Raw genomic sequence first — 13551 nt, forward strand, 5'->3', positions numbered from 1 at the left:
TATACTCTTATTAAACTGCGTTCCACCTTTATTAAAATGTATCATATACCTTTTCCCGCTTGAATGATGGTTTGTCCCAGTAAGTAACGATTCTCCAGCCATATTCAATTGGTCCCATTCTAAAAGAGCGTAACCAATATTTTGTAAATACCATTTGAAACAAGATAATCAATACAGCTAATAAAGTACCCATAAAAGCTCCCACTTCGCCATATAATCCGAGGCCGTATGAATAAAAGATCAGCGTACACAGAATGGAGTGCATAAGGTAATTTGTAAGCGACATTCGTCCCAGTCTGACAAAAGGAACAGCCATTTTTCTAACCTTTGGAGATTTCTCATAAATAAGGGTAATCCCTGTTATAATGGCCAGTGTCAGGAAGGGGCCGCCAAAAATATCCTGCCAAAATTCAGCCGCATAATTTTGGCTCGACAGATACGGATACATTTTCAAAAGCAGTCCTATAGGCAATGATACAAGGAACATGATCTGTAACTTTTTCTGATGAACCTTAAGATTGGTGAGCCATTCCAGTTTGGCAAATGCCATTCCTGCCAAAATACATGGAAAAACGGATAAAAATAAAAAAAACATATTTGCCGGTCCATTGACAGCAGCCCAGTCATTAAATCTCAATGTAAAAATCTCTGTAAACGTCCCGCTTGAATAGATTTCAATGGCTTTATTTATTTTCGAAAAATCGGTATTTAACAAACCAGATGTTGGGGTCAATAATTCGAGCAGCAGAATAAGCAACCCAAATATTCCATAAGGAATGGTATATAACCATACCGATAAACGAAGCAATGTTTTACCTTTTAATCGATAAACAAGCAGCAAAAGTAACCCACAAACGGCATACGTGATTAAAATATCACCGTGCCAAATTAAAAATGCATGAATCATTCCCAGCAAAAGCAAAAAGATCATCCGCCTTGTAAATAAAGCAGGAAACGATTTCCCCTTTTGTTCTGCCCTAATCATTAAAATGACCGTACCGAACCCAAACAAAAAGGCAAAAAGCGGGTAAAAATTCCCCTGTGCCAAAATATCAATGAGTGCATATGTATAGAGATCTAGCTTGTTATCCCAATAATCTAATTCAAGATACAAAAAAGGCGAATGAAAATCGAGCATGTTGACCAATAAAATTCCTACAATTGAAATCCCACGCAGAAAATCAACCACATGTATCCTTTGTTTATCCGTTATGGATTGCAATAGAACACCCCATCTCTCCTAAAAATTTCTTATAAAACCAGTTTAGCAGTTTCTGCTAAAATCCCCTATCATAATTATCTGTTTTTTCTAAAGCAAAGAGGTTCCCTCACCTTTCAGCCCATTCCTCATATACTGTTAAAGAATTGTTAAGAAGGTAGATACAGGTATACTCAAGGAAGGTGTTAAATGTGCCAGGTATTGTAGGTATTGTCCAAATTCTCAGTGTAGGGAGCAGCGGTGTATTTAATGTGGGGGATATTTACAAAGTCACTCCCTACTCTAATGCTAAAACATTTTCCGGAGCGGGTTCATTTAATACAGGTGATTATGTAGCTGTAAACAATCCTTACAGTGCTACGAATACGTTTGATGCAGATGTTGTCGATCAACCAATTGCATTTACGTTATAGAGGTGAAGAAAATGAACATCTTTGTTAAGCAAACGATTATGATTAATACCATTAAAATTAATGCAATTGCTAATGCATCCGTGCTGCAAATCGGCAGTGCCGGTATCATCAAATCCAAGTCACTCATAACCAATTCCGGTGGCTTTGAGGCACCTGCTCCGGAAGCGCACCATCCCCTTTTTGAGACTGAAGAAGATTCTCCGCAGGTTCAAGTCCAGAATAGGAAAGGATGAGTCATGTGCAGCAGGATTTAACCCAATTCCTACACTATTTACAAAATACGCTGGAATATCAACAGCAGGCTATTTTCAAACTGGAAGAAGACGTAAAGAAATTAAAAGAAGAATTAACAGAGGCAAAACACCAGGCACCGATTCGTGTCGATCGGATAGAGTATAAATTTGACCAACTGAAAGTGGAAAGATTGGAGGGTACCTTAAATATAGGGCTAACCCCTTCAGATTTAGAAAAAATCGATGAGCTGGCCATCAATAATCATACTCCTTCCGGTCCATTTCTCTTTCCATCCAGGGATGAATTTGTCCATCAACTAACGAGTGAGGTTTTACTTGACCTAAATAATCAGAAGGATGAAATCTTTAAAAGAGCCGAACATATCTGCGAACAAAAAACGGATGAAACCATGCGCTCCTTTATCATGGAGGATCTTGCCCGGCAGCTTCCTCAGCGCATTCATCATTATTTGGACCAAACGCCACCTCATAACCGGACTGAGCAAAAAATCCCGGCAATTCGGGAGCAAATATTAGAAGTACTCAAAACAGATATCGAAAACGCCATCATCAGATTTATAGAGGTTTATCCTGATTCAATGAAGGAGCAGTGAGCAATGTGATGAATTTCCATGTCGTAAACGAACAAATTAAGGTTGGCTGTATAAAGTTGATATCTGTATCGAGCGCCTCTGCTATTAAAGTCGGCGATACAGAAACCATGCAGCTATTTGCTGCCTCTGACACGCCATTAAACGCATTAGAATTTGGACCCTTGCAGCCTATTGTTAATCGTTAAAGAGGACCATGCCATGTGGGAAAGAACATCGATAGTCGATCATATTCATGTATCCATTTTATCAAGGGGATCTACATTTGATATAGGAGAACTTCAATATAGTTACTCAGTTGACAATGTCCTTGCCTATCAGCGGGAACAGGAAATTTTTTACGGACAGGAAGGTAATTTCGGAGATTACAAAGTATTTTACACAGTGCCTGACTTTGAACCAATTGAAGAAATGGTCCATATCAATTTTGAGAATGTTAATCCATACCTTTTTGTTGATTGCATCCGAACACAGGCCATCTCTGCTTCCTCTTTATTACAGGTAGGAAACGGCCGGTTTATCCGATCCGAAACTAGAGTCATGAATGTAAGACAGCTTCTTAATCGGCCCAAAAATGAAAGAAGGGAGGAAACTTAATGCCTGCTCTTGTCGGTTCCGTTCAAGTCCTTAATGCAGGAAGCGGAATTATTCAATTCGGCGACTCTCTGGTTATCTCCCCAAAATATGCAACTAAAAGTGTGAATGGATCAGGTTCTGGAATTACCGGTGGAATTATTTTTGATACAAATGGACTTAGCGGAAACTCCGTTATTGGTATAAATGGGGTTGATCAGCCCATCTCTGCGAATAATTAATCAATCACCTTTTTCCGGCCTTATAGCCGGATTTTTTTATACGCGGTAATTTACCTGCCGGCTGCTTTACAATCCACTTTAAATATTTCTTGATTTCAGGATCATCTCTCAGTTTCTCAATCGTATTAAGTCTGACAGCCAAATCCAAATTTGGATAAAGAGCATGTATCTGTTTATGGCATGGAATGCATAGCTTGGAGGTATCATTGGGGCCCCCACCATATTCGCGTGGAATTAAATGGTGAATCGTCCGTTCGACATAATTTCGTAGACAGAGTTCACATACACCGCTCCTTGCTTTACTCATATAATCCCCTCCTTTTCATACCTTTTCCTAAATTAGCACAATGATCGTATTCATTTATATTTCCATTATTAAGTGACATCCATTCCTGTTTTACTCCTATCTATATCGTTTTATTTCACTTGAACAAGTCTAAAGTCTTACTATTTTTATTTTTAACAATATAGTAGTATATTTTCCTTGAAGGGTATGGATATTTACTGGTAAGAACTTAATATCCAATTTACAGATTGGGGGAAATTAATCATGAATTATAAAAATGTGACAGTTGCAGGCAGTGGGGTTTTAGGGAGTCAAATCGCTTTTCAAACAGCCTTTAAAGGCTTTAATGTCACCATTTATGATATTAATGAGAGCGCCATTGAACAAGCAAAGAATCGTATCACCGATTTAGAAGATACCTACATTGCCTATTTTAAAAATGAACAGGAAGCAGCCCGGTCTGCTCAATCACGTATTCAATATGCAACAGACTTAAAAATCGCAACAGCTAATGCCGACTTGGTCATCGAAGCTATTCCAGAGTTAAAAGAAATCAAAATTAACTTTTACACTGAGTTGAGTAAAGTTGCACCTGAACATACGGTGTTTGCAACAAACTCTTCTACGATGCTTCCTAGTGATTTTGCCGAATATACCGGACGTCCGGAGAAATTCCTGGCCCTGCACTTCGCAAACCGCGTTTGGATGAATAATACTGGAGAAGTCATGCCACATCCTCAAACTGATGACCAAGTGGTTGAAGATGTATTGCAATTCGCAGCCGCAATTGGAATGGTTCCGCTCCATATAAAAAAAGAGCAACCTGGCTATATTCTAAACAGCTTACTCGTTCCATTACTGGATGCAGCCCAAAATCTATGGGGAAATGGAGTAGCGGATCCATATACAATCGATAAAACATGGATGATTGCTACAGGTGCACCTCTTGGACCATTTGCGATTATTGATGTAGTCGGTTTGGAAACAGTTTATAACATCGTCAGTACTAAAGCAGCAAAGCATCCAAATCCAGAGCAAAATCCATTCAAGGACATTGCAGATTTAGTCAAAACAGAATTTATTAACAAAGGCAAATTGGGTATGAAAACAGGGGAAGGATTCTATAAATATCCGAATCCAGCCTATAAGAAAAAAGACTTTCTACAGCCTTAAACCAGATCACTGATACTTCTAAGATAAATCCTATTGGCATAAATGCTAATAGGATTTCTTTAGGTCCACTGAAGAAGGATTTTAAAAATATATCAAGAATCTTTATATAAGATTAAAAGGGAGGTTATGTATTAAATGAATGATATTGTCGATTTGCTTGATACAAAAAAACCTGGAGTTACAGATTTAGATATAAAATTAGCAGAAGAACACTTAGATGTAATTTTCCCCAAACAGTATAAAGATCTCTTTAAACTATCTAACCATGCACAGATTGATGAATGGACGATGAACGCTTTTCCCTATTAAAGATCCTAGAAATTTAAAAAGAACCTGGGATGATATTGTAAGACAAAATAAAGATATGCGAGAGGAAGAAATGGATGAAAATCTCATATCTATTGGCGAGGATGATACAGGGGACAAATTATGCTATAAAATTGTGGATACAATCATAGATCATAAAATTTATATTTGGTATCACGAAACCGGCGAATTAGAAGAAGTAGCTTCTAACTTGAAAGAATTTATTATATCGGTCCAATACCAATAAATGATATAGCGGTCCTGTTGGCCATATATTTTCCCAAATTAGACAGTATCGAAAGAGAAAATATAAAAATAGACGACACAACTGCACGGTTTCCCGTCCAAATGTGCCGCCTTCAGCAGTTAAAGCTTCAATACATGTGTACCGTCAAAGAACATCAGATATCTTTCTGAAACTTCTCTTTTCAGGATTTGTTCAATCGCTCTTGTATATAGCTGAATCTGCTTTTCATATCTTTCTTTTAATACAGGCTCAGCTTCTTCAAATCCATTTTTAAATCGATCTGTTATCGCGTCTGTTTTATAGTCAAGCAGTACAATCCCATTCTCATCTTCAAATAGGCAATCCACTATTCCCTGAACAAGAATGTTCTCGTCGCCATCCTGCCAATCCTGATACGCTTCATGTGCAGGAAGTGCCATTGTAAATGGAATTTCCTTGCGTATTTTTTTGGCATGCTGCAAGCGTTGACCCAATTCACTTTCAAAAAAGCTCAAAATCTGGTCAGTTCTTATCTCACTGACTTGTTCCTTCGTAGCGTATTCCTTCATCACCAAATACTCCAGTAACGTCTGAACAGACTCTTCCGTGACTGGCTTTGTAAAGTCCAAATGCTGCATCACTAAATGCATCATCGTTCCCTTTTCTGCAGGTGACATTGTTTTTTGCTGCATAAAAGCCGGTCTCTTTAAATTCATCCGTTTAAAGGTCGCCCGAACCAAATCAGTTGCACTGTATTCATCCTTTGATTCATTTAATCGTTTCAATTCGGACACAGACTGCTTAGAACGCCCAGTTGTCGAGCTTTTAAATCGATAATCCCATTCCATTTGGTCCCTGACCTGTTCTTTAAACTCAGACTCTACCTCAATTGGTTCCATTTGTTCAATTGATTTAAATAATCGTTTACTTTCCAGGTTTTCTTCCTCTTTAACTGATTGCAACGTATTAGATTTCCGGACATGTACCTGCCATTCTGATGGATGACTAGCAATCTCAGCAAGTGAATCACTGGCGATTGCCCCTTCTTTAAAGATACGATGCCGCACTAGAGACGGACCAATCCAATCCATATAGGACGTGGCATTTGCTCTCGTATAATCAGGTAGAAGCCAGCCTTCTTTATTCTCATTGGCAGACCACTTCTTAAAGGATTTTTCAGCATCTGAGAGTGTTCCGATTAAGTACAGCTTCTCTTTTGCACGGGTTAACGCTACATACAGGACGCGCATCTCTTCCGCAATATTTTCAAGGAGCTGCTTCTTTTTAAAGGCAATCTGCGGTAAGGATGGATAGGTTATCCTTAACTCCGGATTCACATATCGAAATGCAAGACCCAGATCCTTATCCACTAAATAGGAACGCTTTAGATCCATCTGATTAAACTTCTTAGACAAACCGCCCAAAATCACGACAGGGAATTCCAGTCCCTTACTCTTATGAATGGTCATAATCCGGACAACATCTTCCTGTTCACCCAGGGCACGTGCCGCACCCAAATCACTGCCCCTTTCTCTCATCCGATCGATAAAACGGAGAAAGCGGAATATTCCTCTGAATGAACTTTCCTCATATTGTCTGGCACGGTTATATAGTGCCAATAAATTGGCCTGCCTTTGTTTGCCGCCAGGCATACCGCCAACAAAATCATAATAGCCCGTATCCCGGTACAGCTGCCAAATTAAACTGGATAGTGCTCCCTCACGCGCCTGGTTTCTCCATTCGTGAAGATAACCAAAGAATCGCTTCACTTTTAAATAGACAGTTCCGTATTTTTCAAATGAACCGTACTGGCAATAGGCCTTTAACGCATCATAGAATTGCCCCTTTGGCAAGGTAATCCGGATATCTGACAAGTTTTCTTCATCCAGCCCCACTATAGGAGAACGCAGCACAGATGCAAGCGGAATATCTTGATATGGATTATCAATAATTTGCAGGAGAGAGATCATAATAGCTACTTCTGTCGCTTCAAAGTATCCTGTTGAGAGATCGGCATAAACCGGGATACCCTGCGCTCTGAATTCATCCATAATTTGAGGAGCCCATGGCATGGAACGCAGCAAGATGACAATATCCCGATAGGTAATGTTTCGGTATGTTTTCGTTTTGGCATCATACACTTTACGGCGTTCATTAATCATTTGTTTAATTAATTCAGCCATTTGCCTAGCTTCTAACAGTACCGTTTCAAGATCTTCGTCTGCCTCGTCATCATCCTCAGATCCGTAACCAGCTCCTTCTGCCGATTTATCAATCAAATAAAGTTCCACCGGGTACTCTTCATCCTCAGGATAGGCTGCTCCTTTTTTCAATTCAGCGGGTTCATCATATTCTATTTCACCAACCGTTTTTCCCATCAATTGTTTAAATAAAAAGTTCGTACCTGCCAATACTTCACTTCGGCTGCGGAAATTTTTATTCAAATCAATCTTCATTCCGGTATCTGTCGGCTCTGTTAAAAATCTGCTGTATTTCCCCATGAAAAGATTAGGCTCAGCCAGGCGGAATCGATAGATAGATTGCTTAACATCCCCAACCATAAACATATTGCCGGTTGACTCACCGTCCTGTGTAACAAGCTGAAGGATTGTTTCCTGCACCATATTAGTATCCTGATATTCATCGACAAGTACCTCTTTGAATTTATCACGGTACTCCAACGCAACATCTGTTGGCTTTAATGTTCCATACTCATAAGTCCCAAGAATTTCTAACGCCATATGCTCCAAGTCGGAAAAATCAACAATCCCGCGTTCAAGCTTTTCTGCCAGGAATCGTTTTTGGAACGCTGTGACCAACCCGGCAAGCGTCACTACATACGGCTTCATATCTGATATATCCTTTAAAAAACTATCTGCTTTCCGGAAGAATAAATCGCTCGTAATTCCATTCAGCAATTTCTTAACATCATCTCTCATTTTCTTGGCTTGCTTTGCCAAGTCTTCATCACAGGTTCCCTTGCGAATCGTTTTTGCTTTTGCAAAGCTAACCGCTGAAAATGCATCTGCCATCGACTGCCAATCTGCTTCAAGCGACTCGGATAACTTGTTAATAAGCTCTTCATCTAATTTAAATGTTTCACCCAGGGCAGCTGGACCATCAGGTAGCAAGGTTAATTGATAGCCTTCATGGATCATTTCTTTAGCTGCAGCGAGGCGCATCATGATATCAAATTTCAAGACTGGATAAAATGGCAGATCCTCAATCCTGGTATGTTCCCCTATCTCATACATATCCGCAAGGCTTTCCAGCCATTCTTTAGGATTGGGATTTGATCTTGAAAAATCATCAAGCACTCGGATAATTTCGAGAATCGTACGATCACTGCGGTCATCCGTAAATGCATCGATAAGCCTGAAAAACGGCTCATTATCAGATATTCCATACTGTGTTTCCAATACTTCTTCAAGAATTTCATCTTTAATTAATTCGATTTCCGTTGAGTCCCCAATTCGGAATCCAGGATCAATGTCCAGCAAATAATAATGACTCCGGACTACATCCAAGCAGAAGGAATGAAGGGTTGAGATATTCGCCTTATTCAGCAAGCTGAGCTGCTTACGTAAATGTCTGGAGTCCGGATTCTTTTTAATTTCCTTCTCCAGCGCCTCCGCAATACGGTGGCGCATTTCAGCAGCTGAAGCATTGGTAAAGGTGGCTATCAATAAACGATCCACATCAAGAGGGTTATCCTCTGAAATAATCTTCCTGATAATCCTCTCAACCAGTACAGCTGTTTTACCACTTCCGGCCGCAGCCGCTACTAGAATATCATTTCCATCCGCAGTGATAGCTTTCCATTGGTCATCTGTCCATAAGGCATCTGCCGGTTTTACGGGAATTTGTTTACGGTTATTCATCATCTTCTTCCTCCTCCCGTATAGCCTCAAAGATTTCTTCTTTTTTAGCCGGTTTAAATACTCTGTACTCGTTGCTCTCAAGAGAAGGATCAAACTGGCAAACTGTTTTATAATTACAGAAGGTACATGGTAATTTATTTTGCAAACGATAAGGTTTGATATCAGCTACACCGCTCGTAATTGCATTACCCGTATCGGCATACATTCTCTTCACATGCCGGCTTAAAAGAGAGAACTCTCCTTCACTTGCGATTCGTGAAGCCGCCGTAAAATGCCCATCCTTCTTAAATCCAGCAGGTACAATCAGGGATTCCCCATTTTCCAAATCACTGTCCATCATTTTAACAACCTGGTCATCCCCTAAAAGCAATCCCTTCATCTTAAAGCTTTTAAAGACTTCACGTTCAATCTGGTCTAACGTATAAACTCCATTGTTTTTAATTAATGGATTGTGAACATGGAAATACAGGACACCTGCAGGCTTAGCCTGTTCCCCAACCAACAGTGGTGAGTGTGTGACCACGATATCGAGGTAAGTCAGCATTTGCAAGGCGATTCCATAATAGATTTCCGTGAAGTTTAAATCCTTCGAGCTCGATTTATAATCAATGATTCTCAAATAGGTTCCATCATCTGTCTTCGCCTGATCAATCCGATCAATTCGCCCAGCCAGTTCCATCTTTGTTCCATTTTTAAGCTCAAAGGTCAGAGGCGGCAAAGAACCTCTCCGGCCAAATCCAAGCTCTAGCCCAATCGGTGAAAATTGGCTGTTTTTCGCTTGTCCGCTTAAAGTGATTGAGGCTCTCGCCACAATTTGTTCCAGTTTCCTTTTTAAATAATGGAATCGATTGGAAGATAATAAGATTTCATTCTGCAGTTTCGGTGCCATTACCTCTACAGCCGTTCTGGCTAATTGGATACATTGCTCCCGTGATAAAGCTCCCCAGCTTGTCCCACGTTCGATAATTTGTTCCGTCATCCATTGCAGAGCACCATGGAACATTTCTCCGATATCAGGAGCTTCTAAACGGTAGATATCCCGTTCCCTAAGCTTTAAGCCGTGTGAGGAAAAATGCGCAAATGGACAGCTATTGAATAGCTCCATTCTCGATACGCTTCCCTGGATTGTATCTCCATACAATTCAACCGCTTTTTGGTCAGGGATTTTCTTCGCTTTATTTTGATACGAAAGCGCTGAAAGAACAAAGGCCGCCTGATCCTTCATCGGACCGTCTTTAACATATTCGTTATATACTTCCCACCAAACAGGGGATACCGGATAATTCCTTTTTTTCTGTTGAAGCTGGCTTGCCAGGAATGACAGCGTTGCACTCGTCTGAACCACATACTCCAGTTGCAGCTCATCACTCATTTCAGCCGGATCATGCACAAAGAAAGTTTCTTTCACCGAACCAAATAAATCCTTCACTCGTTTCATATAAGAGGAAGCCAATAATTGCTTTCCTTCGTCATCAGCCAGTGGATAAGAAAAATATACATAGTCGGATGCAAGCAGGAATGCCTTGTATGCAGCAAACTCCTCATCCAACAACTTGGTGCTTGATGTCGGTGCCATCTTTATTCCGGTAGACTTCAGTGTTTCTCTATCCGTATCTGAAAGGATTCCCCCTTCACTTACTTTTGAAGGAATCACCCCTTCATTTAAGCCTGCTATGAAAGCAATCTTTACATTTTGAGGACGTGATAAATCCATATTGGTCACGACTACTTGGTCAAGGGAAGGTGGAATTAAAGAGAAGTTCAGTGTTTCAATCCCGCTTTCTAGGATTGCGCCAAAATTCTTTAGCGTAACCGGCCTGTCCCCAACAATTTCTACAAATTGATCCAGCAAATCCATGACACCATTCCATGCCTGGTCGTGCTCGGTTGCATGGATGAGCCTGCCTTCCTTTTCATCGCTTTGAGCCATTTTTTCAAGCTTTTCCGGTATGTCAAGCTCATCTAAATACATATATAAAGCCTGAGCATAATCCGTTCCGGATGTTGCTTTTTTAAAACGATTTGCAAGTCGACGGATGGGCTCTGCCACTTGTTCCTTCGTTTCATTCAGCAACGCTTCCATTTTCAATTCTTCATCTGTCTGGATACTGGCCACCAGTTCAAGACCGCGATTTCTTTTATACTTCCAGCTCTGCTTCTTACTCCAGCGGTCACCATAATAGCCTCTGGATAATACGTAATTTTCTAGCAGGGCAGCACTCTCACGCTCTTTTGGTATATAGGCATTCTTATCAAACAAAAGGTCTGTTTTTATAGCACGGAACATCGGTTCATAACGCCAATTATTCGTTAAGGCTTCAAGCGTAGAGCGAATAAGCTCGATCAAAGGGTGATTAAGCATAGGTCTCTTTTGATCAATAAAGACAGGAATACCGTAGTCCATAAAGACGGTTTCCACCACTTCAGCATATTCCTGGCTATTTCTCATTAACACAAAGATATCTCTGTATCGATATCCTTCCCTAACACTCTTTAGAATCTTACGCGCGATTCCTTCCACCTCAGCCCTTCTGTTACCAGCCGGGCAAAATTCAAAATTCGGCTCTTGGTCGTAAACTGGTGCCGGTCTGTTGGCAAACCATTTATCCAAATGCTGCATGGATTCATTTTGAATAAATCGATGCGGTTCCTTAAATAAACGATCCTCCTCCACCTTTACTCCGTTTTGGAGCGCAATCTGATACAGATCAAAATAAGTTTCCCCTGTCATCCTAAATAAATGAAGTGGATCAGGCGCCAGTTCTTTAAAGGGTTGATCTAATGTCAACGAAACCGTCACATTCCTGCAGTGTTGCATTAGAGCTGCCATAATGCCGTATTCTTGAGCTGTAAAGCTGTAAAATCCATCTATATAAATTTCAGCATCGCGAAGGTAAGCTGATTCAGGCATCTTTTCTACTAATAAAGTAAAGTAATCCTCTGAATCTACGTACTGACCTTCTAATTCACGCTCAAATCCATTGTATAAAAGGGATAAATCATCAAGCTTTGACCGTAAAATCGGTGATACCTTTCCAGCTGATTGGTTCAACATTTCCTCTGGAGTCAGGCAATATCGCTTACATTCCTTCAGCAAATCACTCAACTGGGTAATAAAGCCCTGCTTATCACTAGAACGTTGAAAGGTCTTTAACTCGTCCTTATTTTCCTCCATGATTTTGCGAATCACCATGTTGACACCGACATTATTTAAATGCCGTCTGCCCATGCCGCCTGTTTCTTGTAGAACCTTCCAAGCAAGCCGGCTAAAGCTAAACACTTGGGCACGTATCATACCGCCTAGATTTGGCGTATTAATTAATTCCAGCTCAGCCTGAAAAGTCATCTGATCTGGAACAATATATATAATCGAAGGACCTTCCGGATCACTCTCCAGCTTGGTCCTAATGTCATTTAAAATAGCCTCTGTCTTACCTGTACCTGTTTTTCCAATATAAAATTGCAAAGACATTAAATGTGCCTCCCCCCTTTATATCTATCTCTCTATTTTATCATAATTAATGGTGTTTTCTCCTCAATTGACTCTATATCCCAGCATTGTAAAAAATGGTTTATTTTAATTGTGATTACAAGATTAGTTTTTGTTATATATCACAGCAGATGAGAGAAAGAGGAGAAGTTAAAATAGGTACTAATATGAAAATTACAATCGGCAAGGGGAAAACTTTCACTGCAAATATAAAACAATGACCATCTGGATTGATGATCATTGTTTTGGTTAGCTTCTTTATTGAATTCTAAGCCACTATTAATTAGCGATATATGGATAAAAGGGTTGTCATTTAATGAAATACTTTAGACCATTTTAAGTTTTAAATGATTTACGACTTTAGAAGTATCTACTGTTACTTACATACGTTGGGATATCTCACTTTATATTTGTTTCTTATTAGGCGCTATCCTTACTTTAAACTTTTCAAAAAAACGAAAACAGATGACTAAAATTACTCACCAAATGTCTTTCTAAATCCATAAAAAGGTCTGTAACCGATTTGGTTATAAAAGGATTGAGATTCACTGCTTGCCAGCATCTCTATTCTCGTAGAGGGATACAATCCATGTACAAACTTTAGCAGATACTGACCAATCCCTAGCCCCCGGTATCTTTTGTCGATTAAAAGTTCGCAAATATAGAGAGTGACATGTTTATCAGTAAAGCCCCTTATATATCCGATAACTTCCTCTTTTGAAAGTACAACAAATGCTATATTAGAATTGTTCCAGGCTTGCTTTGTTTTATCTTTCCCCGCAACCAAGTTTGTCCATTGTTCTTCCGCATTCAGCTTATTTACAGAAACAAAGTCTTGCTCACTATATTTGCGGATTTGTATGGGCTGCCCATGCTCTATGTGAATCATGATATCCCC

The 13551-nt window shown here is 39.8% G+C and carries 12 protein-coding genes and 1 pseudogene; 8 read left to right on the forward strand and 5 right to left on the reverse strand.

What is annotated here, in order from left to right:
- Positions 1–31: 31 nt before the first annotated feature.
- Positions 32–1222, reverse strand: a complete 1191-nt coding sequence (locus AC4G3N_RS13180) for a DUF418 domain-containing protein (RefSeq protein WP_148630868.1) — start codon at positions 1220–1222, stop codon at positions 32–34.
- Positions 1223–1410: 188 nt separating this feature from the next.
- Between AC4G3N_RS13180 and AC4G3N_RS13185 the strand changes: the two genes are divergently transcribed.
- Genes AC4G3N_RS13185 through AC4G3N_RS13210 form a run of 6 tightly spaced genes read left to right on the forward strand, consistent with a single transcriptional unit; the run spans position 1411 to position 3291 of the window.
- A complete protein-coding gene (locus AC4G3N_RS13185) occupies positions 1411–1632 on the forward strand; it encodes a spore germination protein (RefSeq protein WP_139891460.1) in 222 nt (73 codons plus the stop codon).
- 11 nt (positions 1633–1643) lie between these two features.
- A complete protein-coding gene (locus AC4G3N_RS13190) occupies positions 1644–1865 on the forward strand; it encodes a spore germination protein GerPB (RefSeq protein WP_139891461.1) in 222 nt (73 codons plus the stop codon).
- Positions 1862–2479, forward strand: coding sequence for a spore germination protein GerPC (gene gerPC / locus AC4G3N_RS13195; RefSeq protein ID WP_139891462.1), 618 nt, complete (start codon positions 1862–1864; stop codon positions 2477–2479). The genes AC4G3N_RS13190 and gerPC overlap by 4 nt, the downstream gene beginning before the upstream one ends.
- 8 nt (positions 2480–2487) lie before the next feature.
- The gene (locus AC4G3N_RS13200) at positions 2488–2664 is read left to right on the forward strand and encodes a spore gernimation protein GerPD (protein WP_139063800.1); all 177 of its coding nucleotides are present in this window, start codon (positions 2488–2490) and stop codon (positions 2662–2664) included.
- Positions 2665–2677: 13 nt separating this feature from the next.
- Positions 2678–3073 (forward strand): spore germination protein GerPE, encoded by a 396-nt coding sequence (locus tag AC4G3N_RS13205; protein WP_148630866.1) that lies wholly within the window; start codon positions 2678–2680, stop codon positions 3071–3073.
- On the forward strand, positions 3073–3291 hold the full coding sequence (locus tag AC4G3N_RS13210; protein WP_066101652.1) for a spore germination protein: 219 nt from the start codon (positions 3073–3075) through the stop codon (positions 3289–3291). Before AC4G3N_RS13205 ends, AC4G3N_RS13210 begins: the two co-directional genes overlap by 1 nt.
- A 4-nt stretch (positions 3292–3295) precedes the next feature.
- On the opposite strand, the gene hlpB is transcribed toward AC4G3N_RS13210, so the two are convergent.
- Entirely contained in the window at positions 3296–3598 is a 303-nt protein-coding gene (hlpB, locus tag AC4G3N_RS13215; protein ID WP_148630864.1) for an HNH nuclease-like protein HlpB, read from the reverse strand.
- Between the two features lie 243 nt (positions 3599–3841).
- Here hlpB and AC4G3N_RS13220 point away from each other — a divergent pair, with 243 nt between their 5' ends.
- A complete protein-coding gene (locus AC4G3N_RS13220) occupies positions 3842–4750 on the forward strand; it encodes a 3-hydroxyacyl-CoA dehydrogenase (protein WP_066101657.1) in 909 nt (302 codons plus the stop codon).
- A 135-nt stretch (positions 4751–4885) separates the two neighbouring features.
- A pseudogene (locus AC4G3N_RS13225) lies at positions 4886–5303 on the forward strand (SMI1/KNR4 family protein).
- 119 nt (positions 5304–5422) lie between these two features.
- On the opposite strand, the gene addA reads toward AC4G3N_RS13225, so the two are convergent.
- The 3 genes from addA to AC4G3N_RS13240 form a co-directional block, all read right to left on the reverse strand.
- Positions 5423–9166 carry a helicase-exonuclease AddAB subunit AddA gene (gene addA / locus AC4G3N_RS13230; RefSeq protein ID WP_491090324.1) on the reverse strand — a complete coding sequence of 1248 codons (3744 nt, stop codon included), beginning with the start codon at positions 9164–9166 and terminating at the stop codon, positions 5423–5425.
- Positions 9156–12635, reverse strand: a complete 3480-nt coding sequence (gene addB, locus AC4G3N_RS13235; protein WP_491090325.1) for a helicase-exonuclease AddAB subunit AddB — start codon at positions 12633–12635, stop codon at positions 9156–9158. The genes addA and addB overlap by 11 nt, the downstream gene beginning before the upstream one ends.
- 493 nt (positions 12636–13128) lie before the next feature.
- Positions 13129–13542 (reverse strand): GNAT family N-acetyltransferase, encoded by a 414-nt coding sequence (locus AC4G3N_RS13240; RefSeq protein ID WP_066101664.1) that lies wholly within the window; start codon positions 13540–13542, stop codon positions 13129–13131.
- Positions 13543–13551: the final 9 nt, after the last annotated feature.

The sequence above is a fragment of the Bacillus sp. z50 genome, from assembly GCF_058313585.1.